This window comes from Neglectibacter caecimuris (assembly GCF_034335015.1).
Classification (GTDB): Bacteria; Bacillota; Clostridia; order Oscillospirales; family Acutalibacteraceae; genus Acutalibacter; species Acutalibacter caecimuris_A.
In genome coordinates, this window is sequence record NZ_JAWXXK010000004.1 from 363,699 (window position 1) to 385,100 (window position 21,402).

Annotated in this window: 21 protein-coding genes; all 21 read right to left on the minus strand. The window is 50.4% G+C overall.

Translation table 11 applies throughout. The annotated features are described in order from the left end of the window. Positions 1-15: 15 nt before the first annotated feature. Positions 16-597, minus strand: a complete 582-nt coding sequence (gene clpP, locus U8T64_RS08025) for an ATP-dependent Clp endopeptidase proteolytic subunit ClpP (RefSeq protein ID WP_322183046.1) — start codon at positions 595-597, stop codon at positions 16-18. 83 nt (positions 598-680) lie between these two features. Beyond that, positions 681-2,117 carry a trigger factor gene (gene tig / locus U8T64_RS08030; RefSeq protein WP_322182651.1) on the minus strand — a complete coding sequence of 479 codons (1,437 nt, stop codon included), beginning with the start codon at positions 2,115-2,117 and terminating at the stop codon, positions 681-683. A gap of 199 nt (positions 2,118-2,316) precedes the next feature. Then, the gene (locus U8T64_RS08035; protein ID WP_322182653.1) at positions 2,317-3,009 is read right to left on the minus strand and encodes a metallophosphoesterase; all 693 of its coding nucleotides are present in this window, start codon (positions 3,007-3,009) and stop codon (positions 2,317-2,319) included. Between the two features lies 1 nt (position 3,010). Then, on the minus strand, positions 3,011-4,519 hold the full coding sequence (gene thrC, locus U8T64_RS08040) for a threonine synthase (protein ID WP_322182654.1): 1,509 nt from the start codon (positions 4,517-4,519) through the stop codon (positions 3,011-3,013). 76 nt (positions 4,520-4,595) lie between these two features. After that, positions 4,596-5,534, minus strand: coding sequence for a dipeptidase (locus U8T64_RS08045; protein WP_322182656.1), 939 nt, complete (start codon positions 5,532-5,534; stop codon positions 4,596-4,598). 72 nt (positions 5,535-5,606) lie between these two features. Beyond that, positions 5,607-5,963: a YraN family protein gene (locus tag U8T64_RS08050; RefSeq protein ID WP_322182658.1), complete on the minus strand. Its 357-nt coding sequence runs from the start codon at positions 5,961-5,963 to the stop codon at positions 5,607-5,609. Between the two features lie 9 nt (positions 5,964-5,972). Then, the gene (rnhB, locus tag U8T64_RS08055; protein WP_322182659.1) at positions 5,973-6,575 is read right to left on the minus strand and encodes a ribonuclease HII; all 603 of its coding nucleotides are present in this window, start codon (positions 6,573-6,575) and stop codon (positions 5,973-5,975) included. 38 nt (positions 6,576-6,613) lie between these two features. Next, entirely contained in the window at positions 6,614-7,486 is an 873-nt protein-coding gene (gene ylqF, locus U8T64_RS08060; protein WP_322182661.1) for a ribosome biogenesis GTPase YlqF, read from the minus strand. A 9-nt stretch (positions 7,487-7,495) separates the two neighbouring features. Beyond that, a complete protein-coding gene (gene lepB / locus U8T64_RS08065) occupies positions 7,496-8,104 on the minus strand; it encodes a signal peptidase I (RefSeq protein WP_322182662.1) in 609 nt (202 codons plus the stop codon). 21 nt (positions 8,105-8,125) lie between these two features. Then, on the minus strand, positions 8,126-8,698 hold the full coding sequence (lepB, locus tag U8T64_RS08070) for a signal peptidase I (RefSeq protein ID WP_322182664.1): 573 nt from the start codon (positions 8,696-8,698) through the stop codon (positions 8,126-8,128). 83 nt (positions 8,699-8,781) lie between these two features. Then, positions 8,782-9,126: a 50S ribosomal protein L19 gene (rplS, locus tag U8T64_RS08075; RefSeq protein WP_322182666.1), complete on the minus strand. Its 345-nt coding sequence runs from the start codon at positions 9,124-9,126 to the stop codon at positions 8,782-8,784. A 177-nt stretch (positions 9,127-9,303) separates the two neighbouring features. Then, on the minus strand, positions 9,304-9,957 hold the full coding sequence (locus U8T64_RS08080; protein WP_322182668.1) for a TIGR03936 family radical SAM-associated protein: 654 nt from the start codon (positions 9,955-9,957) through the stop codon (positions 9,304-9,306). Further along, positions 9,932-11,788, minus strand: a complete 1,857-nt coding sequence (locus U8T64_RS08085; RefSeq protein WP_322182670.1) for a TIGR03960 family B12-binding radical SAM protein — start codon at positions 11,786-11,788, stop codon at positions 9,932-9,934. The genes U8T64_RS08080 and U8T64_RS08085 overlap by 26 nt, the downstream gene beginning before the upstream one ends. Before the next feature lie 111 nt (positions 11,789-11,899). Beyond that, positions 11,900-12,226, minus strand: a complete 327-nt coding sequence (locus U8T64_RS08090) for a zinc metalloprotease (protein WP_322182672.1) — start codon at positions 12,224-12,226, stop codon at positions 11,900-11,902. A 276-nt stretch (positions 12,227-12,502) separates the two neighbouring features. Beyond that, complete coding sequence (locus U8T64_RS08095) at positions 12,503-12,856, minus strand: hypothetical protein (protein WP_322182674.1); 354 nt, start codon at positions 12,854-12,856, stop codon at positions 12,503-12,505. After that, entirely contained in the window at positions 12,841-14,316 is a 1,476-nt protein-coding gene (gene spoIVA, locus U8T64_RS08100) for a stage IV sporulation protein A (RefSeq protein WP_322182675.1), read from the minus strand. Before spoIVA ends, U8T64_RS08095 begins: the two co-directional genes overlap by 16 nt. Before the next feature lie 30 nt (positions 14,317-14,346). Beyond that, on the minus strand, positions 14,347-15,882 hold the full coding sequence (locus U8T64_RS08105) for a DUF3794 domain-containing protein (protein WP_322182676.1): 1,536 nt from the start codon (positions 15,880-15,882) through the stop codon (positions 14,347-14,349). Positions 15,883-16,065: 183 nt separating this feature from the next. Continuing rightward, complete coding sequence (locus U8T64_RS08110; RefSeq protein WP_322182678.1) at positions 16,066-16,869, minus strand: S-layer homology domain-containing protein; 804 nt, start codon at positions 16,867-16,869, stop codon at positions 16,066-16,068. A 659-nt stretch (positions 16,870-17,528) separates the two neighbouring features. Then, complete coding sequence (locus U8T64_RS08115; protein WP_322182680.1) at positions 17,529-19,235, minus strand: FAD-dependent oxidoreductase; 1,707 nt, start codon at positions 19,233-19,235, stop codon at positions 17,529-17,531. A 646-nt stretch (positions 19,236-19,881) separates the two neighbouring features. Then, the gene (locus U8T64_RS08120; protein WP_322182682.1) at positions 19,882-20,526 is read right to left on the minus strand and encodes a thiamine diphosphokinase; all 645 of its coding nucleotides are present in this window, start codon (positions 20,524-20,526) and stop codon (positions 19,882-19,884) included. Then, positions 20,499-21,398, minus strand: a complete 900-nt coding sequence (gene rsgA, locus U8T64_RS08125) for a ribosome small subunit-dependent GTPase A (protein ID WP_322182684.1) — start codon at positions 21,396-21,398, stop codon at positions 20,499-20,501. The genes U8T64_RS08120 and rsgA overlap by 28 nt, the downstream gene beginning before the upstream one ends. Positions 21,399-21,402: the final 4 nt, after the last annotated feature.

The following is a 21,402-nucleotide window of genomic DNA, read 5'->3' on the forward strand; positions in this document are numbered from 1 at the left end:
GGGTTCCTCCTCAGTTTATCGGTGTTCGATCACCTTGTCGATCAGCCCGTACTCCAAAGCCTCTTGCGCGGTCATAAAATTATCCCGCTCGGTATCCCTTTCAATGATCTCAAGGGGCTGCCCGGTTTTTTCAGAAAGCAGCGTGTTGAGTCTCTTTTTGACACGCAGGATATGATCGGCGTGAATGCTGATATCAGTAGCCTGCCCCTGGGCGCCGCCGCTGGGCTGGTGGATCATGATCTCGCTGTTCGGCAGAGCAAAGCGTTTTCCCTTCGCGCCCGCTGCCAGAAGGAAGGAACCCATACTGGCCGCCATACCAAGGCAAATGGTGGAAACATCGCACTTGATATACTGCATCGTATCGTAAATCGCCATGCCGTCGGTGATCACGCCGCCGGGGCTGTTGATGTACAGGGAAATATCCTTTTCCGGATCCTGGCCCTCCAGATAAAGCAGTTGGGCTACGACCACGGTAGCGGAAGCGTTGTTTACCTCGCCGTTCAGCATGACGATCCTGTCATTGAGCAGGCGGGAGAAAATATCGTAGGAACGCTCACCGCGGCTGGTCTGTTCGACAACATAAGGTACAAGACTCATATCCAAAGTAGTTGACTCCTTTCTAAATCAGCCCTGCGTTAGTATGATAGCAAACAATAAGGTTTATTCTTCTGAGAACGCTTTTAGCCCTCGGATTTTTCCTCTTCCGGCTTTGCGGCCTTTTTGGCGGTTCTTTTCTTCACGGGCTTTTCATCTGTTTCGGCGTCAGCAGCCGCCTCAGTTTTCTTCTTAGCGGGCGCTTTCTTTTTCGCGGGCTTCTTTTCCTCGGTCTTCTTCGCTTCCGTGATCACCGCGTTCTCCTTCAGGAATTCAATGACCTTCCGGTTGGCGATATCAGCGTTCAGATCCTCCGCGCTTACCATTTTCTTGACATTTTCCAGAGGTATTCCATAGGACTCGGAAAGCTTCTGATATTCCTCTTCGGTCTCTTCCTCGCTGGGCTTGATCTCCTCCAGCTGCGCGATCTTTTCCAATCCCAGCCGCAGCCGCACCTGGCGATCTGCCTGAGGCTTATATTCTGTTCTCAGCTGGTCTACGGACATATTGGTATATTGAAGATAGGTTTCCAGCTTCAAGCCCTGAGACTGCAGCCGGTAAGCGAAGGAATTGATCATTTCATCCACTTCGTTTTCCACCATCTCGTCCGGGATCTCTGCCTCTACCTTTTCGATCACAGCATCGACCAGCTGGTTTTCCACATCGGAATCAGCCGTTTTTTCCCGGCGGGACAAAAGAGTCTTTTCCAAGTCCTTCCGGTATTCGTCCAGCGTGTCAAATTCGCTGACATCCTTTACGAACTCATCGTCTACCTCCGGCAGCTCCTTCTTCTTGATCTCATGAAGCTTGATCTTAAAGACAGCCGCCTTACCCTTCAGTTCTTCCGCGTGATAATCCTCCGGGAAGGTGACGTTTACATCGAATTCCTCACCGGTTTTATGGCCGACGACCTGCTCTTCAAAGCCGGGGATAAACTGCCCGGCTCCAAGGGAGAGCTCGTAATTTTCCGCCTTGCCACCGTCGAACTGCTTTTCGTCCACATAGCCGTCAAAATCAATCACCGCGATATCGCCGTTTTCCGCGCTGCGATCCTCTACCGTGACGATCCTGGAATTCCGCTCTCTGACCCGCTCGATCTCAGCGTCGATATCGCCCGCCGTAACGACCACCGGCTCTTTTGCCACTTCAATACCCTTGTAGCCCTCAATGGAAGCCTCCGGCTTTGTGACCACCGTTATCGTGCATTTGATCCCCTTTTCCTTGCCGATCTCATCGATCTTGAATTCTCCGATGCTGATGACCTTCAATTCGGATTTTTCCACGGCTTCCATCACCATGGGGCGGTAAAGATGATCTACAGCAGCTTCAAAAAACACTTCTTCCCCGTAATATTTTTCAAGAAAAGCTCTGGGGGCATGTCCCTTGCGGAAGCCGGGAACATTCATTTTTTTGCTTTCCCGCTTATAGACGGAATTAATGGCTTCATCAAATTCCTCAGGGCTCACTTCCAGAGCAAGCTCATACTTGTTTGTCTCAATGTTTTTGGTAGATTTCAGCTCCATGTTTTTTCTTTCTTCCTCTCAAAATAGACTTAAACTATCAAAAAGCTTTTGCGAATGAGCTTCAAAATCAACGGCAATCAGGAAGCTCTTTTGCGCACAATGTAGAGCTATTATAGCATATAGACTTCAAAGAATCTATATCTTTTCCGTAAAATATTCAGGGAAATTGTGAAATGTTTCGCAATTACTGGAAAAAAGCTCATAGTGAAACAAGAACTGGGCAAAAATTTACAAAATCGGCGGAAATCAGCCGCATTCGAACCCCCCGATATTCTCCTACCAAAGCCTTTTTGGCGGCATATTGCCCATGAATGTGCCCAAAATAGCACTCCTTGACCCCCTGCTCCACCAGAAGATCCAAAATTTCCCGGCATTCCATGGTGTCGTAAACCGGAGGATAATGGAGAAAGACGGTCAGCTCCCCTCCCAGCTTTTTTCCTTCCTCAATGGAAGCGAGCAGCCGCCCGGATTCCCGCAGGACGATTTTTCTATCCTCCGCCGATTCGGAATTGTAGAGCCAGCCCCTGGTACCGCACAGGGCTCTTTCTCCTACCCGATAGGCGCAGTTGTGAAGAATGCGCAGGCTGGTAAAGCCATGGGCCGCAAAAAAGCTGTCCGCCTTATTTCGGGTAGACCACCAGTAGTCGTGGTTCCCTTTCATAATGATCTTTTCTCCCGGCAGCGAGTGGATAAAAGCAAAGTCCTCCAATGCGTCCTCCAAATTCATTGCCCAGGAAATATCCCCCGCGATCACGACTGTATCTTCAGGCTTTATCAGGGAATTCCAGTTCTTTTCCAAACGCTGAACATAGTCATTCCAGCCCGGAAAAACATCCATGGGCTTATCCGCACCTAAGGAAAGATGAAGATCGGCAATTACAAACAGCGCCATATCAGCACTCACCCTTACCGGCGGAAGCTCGAATAAATTCATCGGCCTGCTCCGGCGCTATCGTTTCCTGAAAACGAATGGGCTTTTCCCGCAACGCCTTCAGCTGCTCCGGAAGCTTCACGCCGGAAACGCTTTGCAGGGCCTCCATTGCCTCAAAGCCATCTTCAGGCACCGTTTTCCCCAAAGCGGCCAATACGCTTTCCGGGAATTTAAAAGGACTGGCCGTGGAAGCGATCACAGTGGGAGTGTCCGAGTCACCGGTTTCCGCAAGATACTGACCGTACACCTCCAGAGCAACGGCTGTGTGAGGATCACAAAGATACCCCTCTGTTTCCCATACCCGCCGAATAGTACTGGAGGTTTGCTGATCATCACAATAGCCGCCGAAAAACAATTCCTGCATTTTCTGTAAAACTTCGGGCGTTACCTGATAGCAGCCGGTTTCGGAAAGCTGCCGCATCCATTGAGCCAAGGCGGCGCTGTTCTCTCCGGAAAGGGCAAAAAGCAGCCGTTCCAGATTGCTGGAGATCAAAATGTCCATGGAGGGCGAGATCGTGGTAAAGAATTCCCGCCTCCTGTCGTAAACGCCAGTACGAATGAAATCTGTCAGCACCCGGTTGGCGTTGGAGGCGCAGATGAATTTCCCCACCGGCAGACCCATTTGAAAGGCATAAAAAGCCGCTAAGATATTTCCGAAATTTCCGGTGGGAACGGCCACATGAAAAGGCTCGCCCAAACGCAAAGCGCCGGTGCGGCAAAGAGAGAAATAAGCATAAAAATAATAAATAATTTGAGGAAGCAGCCTGCCGAAATTGATGGAATTGGCACTGGAAAACACCATGCTGTGAGCAGCCAGCTCTGCTTTCATGGCGGGATCGGTAAATACTCGTTTCACGGTGTTCTGGGCATCGTCAAAATTGCCCTTAATGGCGCAGACTTTTACATTCTCCCCTTCCTGGGTCTCCATTTGGCGCTTCTGCATCTGGCTGACGCCGTTTTCGGGGTAAAACACGAGGATCCGAGTGCCCGGCACATCCCGAAAGCCCTCCAGCGCGGCCTTACCTGTATCGCCGGAGGTAGCCGTCAGAATCACAGCCTCCTTACCGGGAAGCGCCTTTCCCATGGACTTTGTAAGAAAATGCGGCAAAATTTGCAGCGCCATATCCTTAAAGGCACAGGTAGGACCATGCCACAATTCCAAAAGATACTTTTTTTTACCGCTCTTTGTTAAGGGAACTAGCTTTACAGGTTCTTCTCCATCAAATTTTTCCGGTGAATAAGCCTCTTCCACACAGGCTGAAATCTCCTCCTGAGAAAAGTCAGTCAGAAAGAAGGAAAAGATCCGCTTTGCCAGAGCGGAATAATTTAACTTAGATAAATTGGAAAGCTCCCCGCGAAGATCCGGCAAGGCTTCCGGCACGAAAAGACCTCCTTCTTCGGAGATCCCCCGCGCGATCACTTGAGACGCCTGAAGCCGTATTTTATCGTCCCTTGTGCTTTGATACTGCATCTGCATCACCCGCTATCAGAATTTTAGACATTCCTTTTTCCTTGCCGCTTCAATATACCCTATTTTCGGCAATCTGTCAAAGCAGACCGTTCTTTTGAAAAAAATTGGCCGCGTTGTCATAAAAAAGCTTTTCTACAAGCGCTTCTGGATAATGGCGCAAAAACAACTCGTACAGGCAGGGAATGGCCGAAAGGCCGTCCGCCATATCCTCCGGCAAGGCGGAGCCGTCCATGTCGCCGCCCAGGGAAAGCGTATTCTCGCCGCCCAGGGAAAGAAAATGCTCCGCATGGCGAAGCAGATCCTCCATGGAGGCCTTTTCGGGCTCTTCCCGAAGGAAGGCCGTGTAAAAATTCAAGCCCACAAGTCCACCGGAAGCCTTGATTGCCGCAAACTGCTCATCGGTCAAATTTCTGCGATGCCTGCAAACCTGCCAAGCATTGGAATGAGATGCTATCAAAGGCTTTTTCGCCTCCTCCGCCACATTCCAAAACAGCTCAGGGCTGGCGTGGGAAAGATCGGCCACGATTCCCGCGGCTTCCAATTCGTGGATCGCCGCCCTGCCAAAGGCGGAAAGCCCGCCGGAGCCGGGCGCCCCTACGCCCCGTCCCAATTCGTTTTCTCCGTTCCAGGTCAGGGTGCACAGCTTTACACCCAAGCGTTTTAATGCCTGAATATTTTCCAGTTTTCCACCCAAGGCAGCGCCGCTCTCCACGGTCAAAATGGCCCCGTATTTTCCCTCTGTTTCCGCCCTTTCGAGGTTTCCGAGCTCCCGGCAGGGAAGCAGAAGATCCCGGTTTTTTTCCATCTCCAACTGAAAGCGCTCCGCCACCTGGCAAAACCACTGAAAGGCTTCCTCTCCTCGAAGCGTATCGGGGATCCAAACAGCATAGCACTGCACAAAGCCAGCCAGTCCGGAAGCCTTTTGCAGACTGACATGCAGTTCATTTTCCCGAAGCGGGGTATCTCTGCGGCAGCATTCCGTCATGGTATCACAATGCAGATCAAAGTAACGCATGGCAACGCTCTCCTATCCTGTCAAAAATGAGTTTCTATGGACAGTTCGGCTTCTGATACGAAAAAATTTTTCTTAAGACACGTCAAAGGCATTTTCCAAATACTCTTCTCCAATGATCCTGCCGTTTTCCGTGTACACGGCCGCCGCATCAAACCTGGGCTGAAGACCTGTGGAGTGTTCCGCAAGATACTGTTTCGCCGTCAGGATCAGCTTTCGCCGCTTAGAAGGCGTGATCGCCTCAAAGGGTGTGACCATGCCCATTTTTTCCCGGGTCTTCACCTCTACAAATACAATATATTGTCGGTTTTCCGCAATGATGTCGATTTCCCCAAACCGGCTATGGTAATTCTTTTCTAAAATCCGAAAGCCCTTACGCTTCAAAAGCTTTTCTGCAAAAGCTTCCCCTTTTCGGCCTGTACCGAGATCCATGGGCAGCCCTCACTTTTCCGAAAGATTTTTCAGAAAGGTCTTTCGGTGCTCCGGCAAAATACCATACTGCTTGATCGCCTCATAATGGGCCTTTGTGCCGTAGCCTTTGTGCTTTGCAAAGCCGTATTGGGGATATTTCAGATCCAGCTCCCGCAGCACTCTGTCACGGCTGACCTTCGCTAAAATGGAAGCCGCCGCAATGCTGGCGCACTGGGCGTCCCCCTTGACCACCGTTTCTCCCGGAACCGGCAGGGCCGGCATTCTGTTGCCGTCCACCAGCGCCCAGCCTGCAGGCTGAGCCATGGCTTCAAACGCACGGTTCATCGCCAAGAAGGTTGCCTGCAGAATATTGATACGGTCAATCTCCTCCGCGCTGGCAGAGCCGATCCCATAGGATACAGCGCTTTCCCGGATCACCTCAAACAACTGTTCCCGCTTTTTTTCGGAGAGCTTTTTGGAATCGTCCAACCCTTCGATTTCAATCTCCAGCGGCAGAATGACGGCGGCAGCATATACGGGGCCCGCCAAAGGACCTCTGCCCGCCTCATCGATCCCGCAGACCAGAGGATACCCCGCGAAAACAGCACGGCGCTCATAAGCAAACCAATCCATAGTAAGTTCTCCCTTCTCCGGCCCCGTAAAAAGTGCTATTATTTTTCAGGGATCTCCAAGGTCATTCGCCCCAACAGGCCTCCCCGGTATTCGTCCAGCACCGTGTTGGCAGCCCGTTCCGTATTCACATCACCGCCGGAAATCAGCATACCGCGTTTTTTGCCGATGCGCTCCAAAAGCTCATAGCCCGGGAGTCCGTCCTCGGGCTTCAGCTCTGTTTTGTAACGGGTATTGATCGCGGTTGGATAAAGCTCCATTAAGAGCTCCAACAGGCGACAGGCAAGGCCTTCCCGATCCAGGATCTCATCCTTCACCGCTCCAGTAAAGGCCAAATGCTCTCCCACTACAGGATCTTCAAATTTAGGCCACAACACACCGGGCGTATCCAAAAGCTCAAAGCCCTTTCCCACGGTAAACCAGTGGTTCTGCCGGGTCACACCGGGCATATCCCGCACTTCGGCCTTTCCCCGCGCTCCGACAAGCCGGTTGATCAGCGAGGATTTCCCAACGTTTGGGATCCCAACGATCATCACACGGATCGGGCGGCCTGTCATGCCCTTTTTCTCCCATGCGGCGATCCGCTCCTGAAGAGCCTCGCGAATTCCGGAATAAAAAGCGGGAATTCCCTTGCCCGTTTTACAGTCCAAAGGAACCGCCTTGATGTTCAAAGCAGCATATTTTTCGATCCACAATGCCGTTTTGGCGGGATCGGCCATGTCGCTTTTATTGAGCAAAACGATCCTGGGCTTTGCCTGAATGATATCCCGCAAAACAGGGTTAGTACTGCTTTGCGGGATCCGGGCATCCAAAATTTCCGCCACGATGTCTACTTTTTTTAAATCCTCGGTGATTTTCCGGCGTGTCTTGGCCATGTGCCCCGGAAACCACTGAACGGACTGCACCTCGCTCATAGCGCCTCCCTATTTTACGACTCCCGCCTGGGAAAAAGGATAAAGATTAAAGATCACCTTTCCCAAAATATTGCGGGTGTCCACCATTCCGACCTCTGAAAACCGGCTGTCTGTGGAGTTTCCGCGATTGTCTCCCAAAACGAAAACACAGCCCTCGGGAACTGTTTGGGGAAATTCCAAAACATCTGAATAGGCCGGAAGCAGTGTAATGCCATTTTCTATTCCAAAGGCTTCTCCAAAAAGAGGCGTACCGTCGATGGTGACCTCTCCCAACGCGGGGTCAAAATCTACGGTCTGCCCCGCTGTAGCAACAACTCTCTTAATAATAGGCTTGTCCAGGGCATTGATAACGATCACAACATCTCCCTGCTGAACGCTCCCGGAAAGCCCCGAAACCAGTACGCGATCTCCATTGTGATAGTTGGGTTTCATGGAAGATCCATCTACCGTAATGATCCGTACCAGAAAGGTAAAAACGGCAGATACAACGATAATGGCCACCACGATGGTTTCCGTCCATTCCAAGACAGAACAGAAAAGCTTTTCGCGAGGTGTAAGCTCAACCGTCGGCTTCTCTGCTTCTTTTGTTTCCTGCGGTTCCAAGTCTGTCTCATTCATGCCGAGAAACGCTCCTTTCGCTTATTCCTGTTCAGAGCCTCCAAATGGGAAAAGACGGAATAAAGCTTTTCCCAATACATTTCGGGTATCTATCATGCCCACGACCTGATATCGACTGTCTTCAGAAACAGAGCGGTTATCTCCTAAAACAAAAATACAGCCGGTGGGCACCTGCTGTGGAAACTCCAGCAGCTCAAAGGAGGTAAAAGGCAGGTCGGTGATCCCGTTTTCCAATCCGAACGCGGTTTCATCCACCACTTTGCCATCTACCAAAACACTTTTCAGCTGGTAATCAAAATCAACTGTCTGCCCTTCCGTGGCGATAACACGCTTGATAATGGGCTCTTCCAGCACGTTGCCGATCACCACAACATCTCCCTGCTTTAAGCCAAAGGAAACGCCTGTAACCAGCACTCTGTCTCCATCGTTATAATTGGGAACCATAGAAGTCCCCGTTACCGTGATCACACGAAACAAAAACGTAAAAGCCATAGCGATGATCACCACAGCGATCACCAGCTCCTCCGCCCATTCCAAAACGGTTTCAGCGGTCGTTTTCTTTTTGTTGGTTTCCGGCACAGCCGATGTATCCATCTGTTCTATCTCCCAACACAGAAATCGTGATAGCAAAAAAGGGACAATTTGATGTCCCTTTTGAAAGCTTTGTTATACTGCTTTTAGCGGATCTGCTCCTTGACCTTGGCAGCCTTACCTACACGGTCACGCAGATAATAGAGCTTCGCCCTGCGAACACGGCCCATGCGCACTACCTGAACCGCCTTGATATTCGGGGAATGAAGAGGGAAAACCCTTTCCACGCCCACGCCGTAGGAAACACGGCGCACGGTAAAGGTCTCGCTGATCCCGCTGCCCTTCCGGGCAATGACAGTGCCTTCAAACTGCTGGATCCTTTCACGCTCGCCCTCTCGAATATTGACGTCTACCTTTACGGTATCGCCCACGGAAAACTGGGGAAGCTCACTTTTCATAGAATCCTGAGAAATTGCCTTGATCGCGTCCATTTGATATTCCTCCGTTTCATATATTCAGGCATTCATGCCAAAACCCGGCAGCGGACTGCCCGCCTCTACACACAGCAGAGCTATGCTTCGAGCCCCATGGGAAAGCCTCAAAGGAACCCCACAGACTTCAAATGCTTATATAGTCTACCATAACACTGGAAAAAAAGCAAGAATTTTTTATTGAATCTCAGAAAATTCTTTCGTCAGCAGCCTTTTCCGAATGATCCTTGCTTCCGGCTCCACACCTTCATATTGCCGTAAAGCTTCCAGCAATAAACCGGGATTGACAGAACCCGATACACTGCAGGGAAGCCGCAGAGAGAGTTTCAGCGTCACATCGTTCTGCGGTATCATCTCAGGGTTCTCAAAAAAAGGCTTGATATCCGTTTGTTTATCCCCTTTTTTTCCGTGCTTTATTACCAAAATCTCTTTTTTGGAAAACAGTGCGTCCAACCGTTCCTTCAGCGCTTCCACGTTTTCGGCTTCCAGAAAGAGCTCATAATCCGCAAACGCGATTTCTTCCAGCTTCTGCCTTGGCTCCGCCGCGTGGAGCGCCCGGATATCCTTCGGCAGCTTTTCATTGAGCGCGGCAATGATTTTTGTGCAGTCTCTTTCCTCTGTCAGACGGATATCCATACATTCCCGCTCTCCCTGCACGCCCAAGGAAAGCGGCATGGCATAGGTCATATAAATGCGGGGATTAAAACCCTCGGTATACCAAACAGGAAGGCGGGAGAGCTTCAAGGCTCTGCTCATACACCTGGTGAGATCCAGATGGGAGATGTAGCAGGCCGCTCCCTTTTTCTCAAACCAGATCCTTACGCTTTTCAACGCACACACCCCCTTTGTAGCATGCCGCGCCGCAATGGGAGCATTCTTCCCGGCAGTTAGGCGTGGTTTGCGCCTGATACGCTTTTTCGCATTCCCGGATCAAAAATTCTTTCCGGATCCCATAATCCAAATGATCCCAGGGGAACACCTCGTCAAAGCTCCGCTGGCGATTGGCGTAAAAAGCCGGGTCCAGCCCGCAGGCGGCAAAAGCCTCCAGCCAGCGGTCAAAATCGAAGCAATCGTCCCAGCCGTCAAAATGGAAGCCCCATTCCGCCGCCTTTTCCAAAACCGTGCAGAGCCTTCTGTCCCCTCTGGCAAACACCGCTTCCAGAAAGCTGGTTTGCGCGCCGTGATAGCTTACGCTGAGCCGCCGGGACGGAATATTTCCCTTCAGCGCCTTTTGCTTTTCATGAAGCGTTTCCATGGTATCCTGGCCAAACCACTGGAAGGGGGTAAAGGGCTTCGGCACAAAGGCCGCCGCGCTCAAAGAAACCTCCACCGCCTTTCCCCTGGGCTTGTCCCGATTCTCATAGAAGGCGTCCACCACCTTCTGGCCCAGCCGCAAAATAGCCAGCACGTCTTCCATGGTCTCCGTGGGCAGGCCGATCATAAAATATAATTTGATCCGATTCCAGCCCTCCGTAAAAGCGACGTTGACCGTATGCAGCAGTTCTTCTTCCGTCACGTTTTTATTGATCACATCCCGCATACGCTGGGAACCGGCCTCGGGGGCAAAGGTAAGTCCGCTTTTCCGAACGGAATTGATACGCTCCATCAGCTGGGGAGAAAATCCGTCTACCCGTAGGGAGGGTAAAGAAATGCTGACTTTTTCGTTTTCCGTCCACAGATGAAGGCGGTCTAAAAGTTCATTTAGCTTGCTGTAATCGCTGGTGCTCAGCGAGGCAAGGGAAATTTCATCATACCCGGTAGATTCACACAGCGCCTTACACTGAGCGTCGATGGTATCGATGGATTTTTCCCGGAAGGGCCGATAAAGGAACCCGGCCTGACAAAAGCGGCAGCCACGAATACAGCCTCGCAAAACCTCTTCGGAAATGCGGTTAAACACCACATCGATCATGGGTACCGGAAAGGAATCGGGAAAATAGGCGGAATCCATATCGTTTATCACACGCTTCTTCACTGTGGCGGGAGCGCCTTGTTTGGGCGTATAGCTCCGAACCGTTCCGTCTTCACAATAGCTTACCTCGTAAAGAGACGGAACATAAACTCCCTCGATCTGTGCGGCAAGCTCCAAAAATTCCGCTTTGGACCTTTTCTCCTTCCTGCACCGGCGGTAAAGCTCCATGACCTCCAGATCCACTTCTTCCCCATCTCCCAGAAAGAAGAGATCAAAAAATTCCGCCAAGGGCTCCGGATTGCAGGCGCAGGGGCCTCCGCCCACCACAATATGAAACAGCTCGTGCCGGTCCGCGCTGCGCAGCGGGATCCCCGCAAGCTTCAGCATGTTCAAAACATTGGTATAGCTGAGCTCATATTGCAGGGTAAAGCCGATAAAATCAAAATCTTTAACAGGATCGCCGCTTTCCAGCGCATAGAGCGGAATATTTTCCTCCCGCATTTTTTCTTCCATATCCACCCATGGGGCAAAAACACGTTCACACCAGAAATACGGTACCTGATTCATGGCTCCGTACAGAATTTTGATTCCGAGATGGGACATTCCGATTTCATAGGTATCCGGAAAACAAAAAGCGAAGCGCACCTCCACCTTGTCCTTTTCCTTTATGACAGAGTTGATTTCTCCGCCTACATAACGCCCGGGCTTTTGCACCTTGAGCAGTAATTTTTCTACTTCTTTGGGATACATGGCAACACGTTCCTTTGCTTCTGAATTTCAAAATGAAGGACGGCAGATTGATTTCTCTGCCGCCCTATAGTATATCGTGTTTTGCTTCTGTTTGCAACCTGGAAACACGCGCTAATCCTCCAGATAATCCCGCTTCAGTACCAGATACAGCATAAGGTACAGGCTCATCAGTAAAAGGGAAAAATTGTATCTGGTATGCAGCAGAATGAAAAAGCCCAAAACGGAAAGTGGAAACAACAGGCTGATCGACAGGAAAAAAGTAACCTTACCGGCCTTTCTTTCGTCCATTACTCCGCTTAGAAGAGAGCGAAGCGCCAAGCCGCCGTCCAAAGGCTCTATCGGGAGGCAGTGAAAAACTCCCAACGCCAGGCTTGCCATGGCAAATATATGGGTACCCTGAGAAAAAAGTGCCAGGATCCCCCAGGAAAACAGATTCACAAACGGCCCTGCCAGGGACACCAGGACATTTTTCCGGTAAGGGAGCCGATGCTCAGAATTCAAGATCACACGGCACCCCAGCGCGGAGAGTTGAACAGATCTTGGCGGAGCTTGAAACAAGAATAAAACAACCAAGTGAGCGGATTCATGCAAAGCGACGGCGAGGAACAAAAACGCGCTGCTTGAGGCCCCCGCAAAAAGACAGCAGAAAGCAAGCAGCGCGAAACAGGAAAATTTTACTTCTACACGGCAGCGGCCAAAAGCAAAGAGAAACATTCAGAGCTTCTGCAGCGATCCGTTTGCCAAATCTGTTGGCAGTGACGAGCTGACAGACTTTGCTGAGGAAGGTGAGTTCAGTTCTTCCCTCTTTTCTTCCCACTCCGGCAGCTCGATCTCCCTCGCCGCTTCGCTTTGATACCAATTTGTCACTTTGTTATAGGTCTCCGCATCTGTAAATTTCAATATCAGCAGGGCGATCAGGGCAAGCACGCACAAGGCTGCCTGAAAAATCGGAAGCGCGCTGCCCCCCTCCTTCCGCCGGCTTTCCTTCGGAAAAAATTCTTCTTCCTCTTCTCCTAAATTTTCGATTTCCTGAAGCTGCTCCGGATCCCGCATCACAGTATAATACACAACAGGCCGTTGCAGCCGTCGTTTATGATCCGCTCAATGGTTTCCCGCACCTTTTCTCTGGCATCTGTAGGCATCCTGTAGAGCTTATTATGCATGCCCTCGTTTACCAGAGAATGCAAAGACTTGCCGAAAATATTGGATTCCCATATCTTTACGGGATTTTCCTCAAATTCTTTGAGCAGATACAGCACCAGTTCTTCCGACTGCTGCTCCGATCCCACAATGGGTGTGATCTCCGTATTGATCTGCGTTCTCATCATATGAATAGAAGGGGCTGTGGCCTTCAGGCGGATCCCATACTTGCCGTTTTGCTTCAGGATCTGCGGTTCCTCTAAAGTAAGCTCCTCCACTTCGGGCATCACGATGCCATATCCGGTTTCCAGCACATCATCATAGGCCTGCTGAAGTTTCTGAAAGCGCTTTCTGATCGCAGTCATTTCAATGAGCTGGCTCATCAGTTCCGACTCGCTCTTGATCTCCAGCTCGGCCTTTTCGCTGAGAATCCTGTAAAACAGCGAGGGATCCAGTATCAGCTCCGCACGGCCCCTGCCGCTGCCAAGATCGATCGTATCCACATTGACGCTTTTGACAAATTCGCAGCTCTTCATATCCTCCAGCATGCCCTTTACTTCCCGCATTCTGCTGATGCCGCAGGTGCTCCGCAAGGTATCGAGCAGCCCGGAAAACAGCCAATGATCCGTTTCCAGAGAGGTGACCCAGCCGGGAATATCCAGCTCCACCTCCCGCACCGGGAACTGATACAGCAGGTTCGCAATGACACCCTTGATATCCTGCTCTGTGATATCCACACAGTTTACCGGCAGCACAGGAACCTCATATTTTTGCGAAAGCCGATTTGCCAGGGCCTGAGCCTCTGCCGCGCCGGGATCGACACAGTTCAAAAGCACCACATAGGGACGGTTGGTCTGGTTCAGCTCCGCGATGACCCTTTCCTCGGACTCCTCATATTCCTCTCTGGGAATATCGCTGATACTGCCGTCCGTGGTAATGACAAGGCCAATGGTGGAATGCTCTGTGATCACTTTTTTTGTGCCGATCTCCGCCGCCATATTAAAGGGGATCGGTTCTTCGTACCATGGCGTGCGCACCATACGGGGCTGGTCTTCCTCTATGTAACCGATGGCGCTGGGGACGATATAGCCCACACAGTCTATCATACGCACGTTGAAAGAGGCGTCGCCGTCCAGCTGCACGGAAACAGCCTGCTCCGGAATGAATTTGGGCTCTGTGGTCATGATCGTGCGCCCCGCGGAGGACTGAGGCAGTTCATCAATGGCTCTGTCCCGCTGCATTCCGTCCGGGATATTGGGGATCACCACCGTATCCATAAACTTCTTGATAAAGGTGGACTTTCCCGTTCTGACCGGCCCTACTACCCCGATGTAGATCTCGCCGCCGGTTCGGTCCTGGATATCCTTATAGACATTGAATCCTTCCATATGCTTACCTCTCTGCCTTTCGTATTCTCTTTATCTGCTGCAAATGATGATGGGCCTATCCTCTGGAACGGTTTCATCGTACAGATCGTTCTGTGCCCGGATATCCGACAGCAGGGAACGATGGCTCTTCGCGATATCCCACAGCCGTTCCCCGGAAGAGGCGTAATACACCAGAAGCTTCGGCTCTCTCTCAAAGCATTCCGCATCCTCCGCCACACCCGCCGCGGTGAGATACTTGATAGAGGTCCTGCTGTACAGGAAGGTGGTGGTAGGCGTTTCCACAGAGATCTCTACCGTATTTTTATCGGTGATCCGGTATTCCCAGATCTCCGTGCGAGAAACGGTATCACTTTTCCTGCTCAGGGAATCCTCCAATTCGGCGGCGCAGTTATAATCGAAGGGCTTCTCCGCGTAAAGCACCCTGCCCCCACTTCCCAGATAAAGCATACACACGGTATAGCGCACCCGGAAGTTCAGCTTTCCCTTATCGCAGACAGACTGCACGGAATCCTGCTCGCACCAGATATCTAAAATTCTTTCGATCTCGTCCTCCTGCACACTGAGGGCGCATTTTTTCTTCAAAACCTCCGTGTGGACGCTTTGTGCCTGCGTAAAAGAGTTTTGCGCATACCTCAGCTCCAGAGGAGCCCGAACAGAATAGGCGTCATCGATCATTTCTATTTCACAGGGTTTATACAGGAAAGCCACCAAAAACACCTTTGCCACAATGTGGACGCTGGTATATTCCCCCACATCGTCCTCTCTGGGCTGAATGCTGCTTTCCCCAATGACCGCCTTCAGGTCGCAGATACAGCCGGATTCCGCGCCGCTGCAGTCGATCTCCTGCTCAATTCCGATGGAGGCGCTCATTTTCTCTATAGAGCTTCCGTCCACCGCAGAGAGATACAAAAAGGAAAGTTCGGCAGAGCCGCTGACTGTCAGTTTTCCTTCTGAACAGCGATGATCCGAAATACGGCAGAAAATATTCTTGCGTAAGATCGTTTCTATGGAAGGCTTCCCATTTTTCAGAGACAGGGTATCTTCTATGGTGAACTGATGGCACAGCGCGTTCACCGCCTGAGAAACGGGATAAGTGGTGCTCAGCTTCTCAATGGAATCGTCCTCGATCCCACAGGTGATCAGCTCCTGCTTCTGTACCACGGCAAGGGCTTTTACGGAAACGGCGATATGAAGGTCGATCCGCCTGGCGCTGACAGCGCGGCAGGTCATATGATCTACCGCCGCCTGGACCCAGGCTACCGCCTTCTCCTCTGTGGCCTTGATTTTGACTGATGCCGAAAACTCTTTGGTAAAATCACAGCAGCGAACACAATCTCCCTTGGAATCCAGATAGAGCACCCGAATATCGCAAACGCCCTCGCAGGTGAGCGTATCCTCTGAGATCATATAGGAGGAGATCTCCGGTATGGCCTGACATTTCAGAAGCTTCTGGATCTCCGGGCAATAATCGGGAAGATTGTATTCGGTGTCAATCGGCGCTTCAAAGCTGCCGTCAAATACGGGATCGAAATATTCATAGGGCTGAGTCTTTATTTTTGCCTGCATACAGTATCCTCTCCTTTGCTTTTCTACCCCATGTGTATGTGGAAAGGGCGGAAATTAGACTTTTACTATAAGATTTCAAAAAAGAGAAAAACAGGCAGCAAAAGAAAAGAGGAAATCAGCGGTATTTTCTTCCGCTCGTTTCCTCTTTTTCGGTTATTCTGTTTCAATAGGTAGGCTTATTGCTTATTGATCAACGGAAGTCTGCCTTCCCCAAAACCGTTGCAGCATGGAAGCCACCTCGGCCCGAGTGGCCGTTCCCTGGGGATCCAGCCTGCCGTCTCCCTTGCCGGAGAGGAAGCCCTCTCCCACGGCCCAGGCCATGGCCTCCTCCGCGTAATCGCTGATTTCTCCTTGATCTGTAAAGGCGGTCAGGTCTCCCCGGGCGGAGGTGTCCATCGGCTCTTTTTTCCGCTGGGCGTAGCGGTACAGCATGCTTGCCATCTGCTCCCGGCTGATCCGTTCCTCCGGCGCGAAGCGGCTTTCGGAATACCCCACGGCAATTCCGTTTGCAGAGGCCCACTTGATGGGCTTCGCGTAATACATGGGCGCCGGTACGTCCGGGAACGGGCTGCCCCAACCGGGATCGGGACTTCCCTCCATACGGTATAGCACCGAAACCATCATGCCCCGGGTCATTTTCCCCTCCGGACTGAACCGGAAGGGGCTCGTGCCGGAAAACACCTGGTTCTGGAACGCCCACTTGGCGCTTTCCTCTCCCCAATGGCCATAGGTGTCCTCAAAGGGATTCAGATTTTTGCAGCCGATGAACTCGTCCTTTCTCATTTTCGTCACGTTTTTACCGCCGTAAATCCGCTCAAGATTGATACAAATCCCCAGCCCACCCCATTCAATTTCCGTTACCGTGCCGGGCAAAGTGACTTCCGTGCGCTCTGCTCCGTTTTCCGCCGCTGTTACAAGTTTTGTTTTGGCTTTGTTGTAGATGATACCATCGCTGCTTTTGGTGAAGTATGGGTTGGAGGAATCCAACACAATTTCCTTTAGACTTGTGAAACCGGGAAGAATAAAATCCTTTACTTTTTGGGGTAAAACCAGGCGCTCAATATTCTCCGCACCTCCAAGGTAATGGGGAACAACAGCATCTAAAAACTCTACGCCCGATTCATAATAATCCCTGTCTGAGTCACATAACAATGCAGGCCCATCACCGCTGAAAATAATTTCTTTCAGACTATCGCACCCTAAAAAGGGTTTCTCGTAGGGACTGATATACTCAAATTTTTGTAAACTGGCAGGGAAGGTGAGCGACACCATGTCAGGATTGTATACAAAGCTCGGATAATACCTTGCTTCTGGAAACTGGGTAACATATGTGGAGCAGCCGGAAAGAGTCACAGCGTTTCCATTCACTTTTTCCGGAATCACAACATTGCCCGACAAATTTTCACCGTCGATCAGAACAAACTCCGACTTAGCTGTAGGCCCAAAGGTTAGATACCCATCTCCGACAGAAATCTTTATATCTTTGGGGTGAGCTTCTGTTATCTGGGTTGGCAGACCAATCGGGACATCTGTCACAGATGTTTCTGTTGAATTAGCGCCAGATGCGTAAATTGGCATGGAAAGCATCGCAATAAGCAGTACAACAATACACCAGATGAAAATTGTTTTTTTCATTTTGCCGCCTCCTATTTATTGATTTTACCATGAGCTGCCACGATCTTGTTTTGTATCGCCGCTATGGCTGTAGTAGATTGCTGTACTACGTAGGGCAGCATGTTGTTATTGCAGCAATATCCAGCCGCAATCCCTGCAGCATCGCCGAGTACGCTAAGACTGGAAAATATCCGAACCTCTCCCCAAGAATAGGAACATATATTGGCCGCATATCCAGGAATCAACAAATTTGACACATAGCTGGTTCTCAGGGTCTCATACGGCATATACATAGGGTTCTTTGGATTGTCTGCTGACTTCCACATACTTTTTGCGGATTCTAAGCCACAAATATATTTGGTTTCTTCTTTATTCATATAATCACTGGGCTGATAGGGGTGAATATCGCACCCGTAAAAGGCAAGACCGATTCTGGTCGCATAATTACTTTTATCCCAACCAGTCGTTGGCGAAGTTCCAGCGTCCAAAGCTTCGTTAGCCGTTATTTGGTAATTGGTATTATAAGTCCCATGTGCCCGATTGGAAGAAACCATGGACATATGTACCGTTTCCCGAATGTACAGCTGATCTCCCACTACCGGGTCTCCCCAGGGGTCTGTTACAATACTTGCATTCTCAAAACCATCATATGCAGCGAAAGCTCTTTCCAGTTCAGCTTTGTGCTGTTTCACAAAGTTTTTAGCTTTGATCCAGGCCTGATCAGTGGTCATAGAATTATATTTCCGGGTAACCTTAAAGGTGGTATTCGCCGCATCGTCGCGATAGTGGGAACGTCCGTCTACATTGAAGATCAAGATGCCGTTGACCCACCAGTCATCGCTCAATTTTCCTCCGTTGTCGGTTCCGTTACCATTTCTTGCGGCATTCGCCGGTTTGATCATGATCCCTTCGGTATCCTTATATTTATTGTTGAATGCAACAATACGGTCATTCGGATCAGCGTAAATCTTTGCGCTTGCCCATAAGTCTACAGGGATTTCTGTGTCTGGCTTGCATTTGAAACCACCCTCACCAGATGCGCCATGTATCGTTGGGTGAATATTAGTCATTTTGATCATCAATGTAGCCGCCTGCTGTCTACCTACATAATCTGTAGCTGCTCTTTCATCTGTCGGTAAATAATCGGCTGGCCAACTGTAACGTCCCACAGTACAGGCGGAATTTGCTTTGCGCGCAATTCTCCCATCTGTGGAGGCGTCAATAAACACAGTAGCATTCAAGATTGTTTTTGTGGCTGTGTTTGTCCAAACTACATTTCCTGCGCTGTTTCGATGAATAGGCGAAATGGTAACAGAATTGATCTTATAAGGGGATCCCCCGGCCGAAAAACTGAAAATATCCTGCCCATAGAAGATTTTCACGTTGGCGTTGCTCATAGAAGCTTTGCATTTATCGGACAACATAATGCGATTAAAACCCGTACCCAAAGAATTCTTGTAATAATAGTAAGAACCTTGCTGATCCAATTTATACGGTGGTCTTGATGTACTATCATCCCAATAATTCAAGCCACCGGCCGTCATAATGCCGCCCAACAGGTAATCCTCCGTCCAGCCGCCCGCCTGGTTCTGGAAGGTGGTTTTCGGATAGGGAACAATCAAAGCTACCTTGCCATTTGCCGCACCAGAGGTAAGCTCAGCGGCGGCCTTTGCCGCGGCAAACACTCCCGGCAGATCTGCACCGTACACTACTACCTTGTAAGTTTCGGTCGCCATCATATTACCTCCCTACTGTTTTACAGCTTGTCCTGTAAAATAAATCCAGCTTAAGGACTTATCCTTTATCCTGATAATACGCCTGGAAAATTTCTTTGTCAACAAATTTTCTTAAAATATTCCTGAAAAATATAAATCATAGGGTCTTACAGTATGTTAAAGCTGCGGAAGACTTTTTCGGCAACCAAAGAGATTGCTGTAATAAGATCCACATGCTTGTCCGCCAAAAGTGTAAAAAAGAGGCTCCTTGCTTTTTTTGCAAGGAGTCCCTCAAAGCTAAGTATTCTTTTTTGCGGATCACTCCGTCACTTTTTTTACACCGTACAGCTTTCTCAAAAAGAAGCCCCAAAAGCCCGTGCGTTTTTCTACCACAACAACCTTCATTGCCGTTACCTCCCTTAATGCCGCAGCAGCGAAATCCCCAGGGCCACCATGATCACGGCGGCCAGAAACAGGGTAAGGCCCACAGGGCAGAAGCAGGAGAGCGACATGCCCAGACCGAAGCAAATGGCGCACATGCACCGGCTCTGGTAATTTTTGAAACACGAGCAGTTACAGTTTTGTTTGCAATTTGACCTGGACATAACAACATCTCCGCTGACTGCCGATTTTGCCGTTCAGTCCATAGTATACAAAAAAGAAAAAAGTGTTACGGCTGATACACCACCACCAGCGCGGCGCCGGTGTGCACCCGAATTTCCGCCTGCTCCCCTACCACGCTGTTGCTTACGCCCATCACAGGGCCGCCGCAGGTCAGCGTATCGTGATGCAGAGGATATTCCAAGCCGGAATAGGAGACATTGCAGCTTTTTCCGTTATAGGGAAACACAGACACCGTAGCGCCCTTGCTGTCTGTGATCCGCAGCCTGCCGTCCCGGATCAGAAACACCTTTGTGTGTTCTTCAGCCAATACCCCTTTTCCCCCATGCTCCTGAATATATTGCAGCACTTCAAGATTTGCCAGGGAGTGGTCAAACCGCTGACCTCCCAGACAGCCCAGCAGCACAAAACTGCGAAAGCCCTTGGAAAAGCCCTTCTGTACAGCAAACATGGTATCGGTAACGTCCTTCTCCACCGGCAGAACAACGCATTTCACGCTTTCCTGGGGCTTTTTGCTGGCGGAATCAAAATCCCCTACGATCAGATCCGGCGTAATGTGATACCGCTGGGCGGTCTCATATCCCGCGTCCGCACAGATCACAAAATAATTTTCAGGGGCGTATTCTCGAAAAATGCGATCATTTTTGATGGGGGAAGCCCCAATGATCATACATTCCTGTTTTTCTGCTGCCACTGCTTCACGTCCTTTATCTCTTGATACATGCTCACATAGCTCTCATGGCGGGAACGGGAAATTTTTCCCTCCTCCACAGCCTGAAGAACGGCGCATCCCTTTTCACAGGTATGAGAACAGGAAGCAAACTGACAGCTTCCCAGATAAGGCTCAAATTCCCGAAAGCCAAATACAAGCTGATCCTTGTCTGTCAGCTGATAGCGCTGAATATCGAAGGTAGAAAAGCCGGGCGTATCGGCCACATAGCTTTCCGGCCCAATTTGGTAGAGCTCCACTTCCCGGGTGGTATGCCTGCCCCGGCCCAGCTTTTGGCTGATCTCGCCGGTTTGCAACGCAAATTCCGGAAACAAAGCGTTTAAAAGGCTGGATTTTCCCACACCGGAATTTCCAGTAAAAGCGGAGACCTTTCCCTCCAACAACGCCCGCACGGCTTCGATCCCCTTCCCGGTTTCAGAGGATACCACAAAACAGGGGATCCTCACCGGAGCGTAAAGCTTTTCCCAAGAGGACGCGTCCTGCAGGTCGGTTTTGGTAAAAACCAAAACCGGTTCTATCCCCCGCATTTCCGCCGCGGCGATGGTTTTATCGATCATCAAAGGATCGGGAGAGGGCTCGCAGACAGAGGTGACCACGAACAGACGGTCCAGGTTGGCCACAGGCGGACGCACCAGGAAATTCTTCCGGGGAAGGATCTCTTCGATGGCCCCCTCCCCGTTTTCTTCCACGGAAATGCGAACCTTGTCTCCCGCATAAGGAGAAATTCTCTCTCTGCGGAATTTTCCTCTGGCCTTACAGGTATATAAAGCACCTTCAGCTTCTACATAGTAAAAGCCGCCGATCCCCTTTCGGACAAATCCGGTCAATTCCTTCATAGCG

Bases quoted from the DNA above. Each gene is read 5' to 3' on its own strand.
- clpP (WP_322183046.1), bottom strand. From the start codon at position 597: ATGAGTCTTGTACCTTATGTTGTCGAACAGACCAGCCGCGGTGAGCGT.
- tig (WP_322182651.1), bottom strand. From the start codon at position 2,117: ATGGAGCTGAAATCTACCAAAAACATTGAGACAAACAAGTATGAGCTT.
- U8T64_RS08035 (WP_322182653.1), bottom strand. From the start codon at position 3,009: ATGGCGCTGTTTGTAATTGCCGATCTTCATCTTTCCTTAGGTGCGGAT.
- thrC (WP_322182654.1), bottom strand. From the start codon at position 4,519: ATGCAGTATCAAAGCACAAGGGACGATAAAATACGGCTTCAGGCGTCT.
- U8T64_RS08045 (WP_322182656.1), bottom strand. From the start codon at position 5,534: ATGCGTTACTTTGATCTGCATTGTGATACCATGACGGAATGCTGCCGC.
- U8T64_RS08050 (WP_322182658.1), bottom strand. From the start codon at position 5,963: ATGGATCTCGGTACAGGCCGAAAAGGGGAAGCTTTTGCAGAAAAGCTT.
- rnhB (WP_322182659.1), bottom strand. From the start codon at position 6,575: ATGGATTGGTTTGCTTATGAGCGCCGTGCTGTTTTCGCGGGGTATCCT.
- ylqF (WP_322182661.1), bottom strand. From the start codon at position 7,486: ATGAGCGAGGTGCAGTCCGTTCAGTGGTTTCCGGGGCACATGGCCAAG.
- lepB (WP_322182662.1), bottom strand. From the start codon at position 8,104: ATGAATGAGACAGACTTGGAACCGCAGGAAACAAAAGAAGCAGAGAAG.
- lepB (WP_322182664.1), bottom strand. From the start codon at position 8,698: ATGGATACATCGGCTGTGCCGGAAACCAACAAAAAGAAAACGACCGCT.
- rplS (WP_322182666.1), bottom strand. From the start codon at position 9,126: ATGGACGCGATCAAGGCAATTTCTCAGGATTCTATGAAAAGTGAGCTT.
- U8T64_RS08085 (WP_322182670.1), bottom strand. From the start codon at position 11,788: ATGTATCCCAAAGAAGTAGAAAAATTACTGCTCAAGGTGCAAAAGCCC.
- spoIVA (WP_322182675.1), bottom strand. From the start codon at position 14,316: ATGGAAGGATTCAATGTCTATAAGGATATCCAGGACCGAACCGGCGGC.
- U8T64_RS08105 (WP_322182676.1), bottom strand. From the start codon at position 15,882: ATGCAGGCAAAAATAAAGACTCAGCCCTATGAATATTTCGATCCCGTA.
- U8T64_RS08115 (WP_322182680.1), bottom strand. From the start codon at position 19,235: ATGATGGCGACCGAAACTTACAAGGTAGTAGTGTACGGTGCAGATCTG.
- rsgA (WP_322182684.1), bottom strand. From the start codon at position 21,398: ATGAAGGAATTGACCGGATTTGTCCGAAAGGGGATCGGCGGCTTTTAC.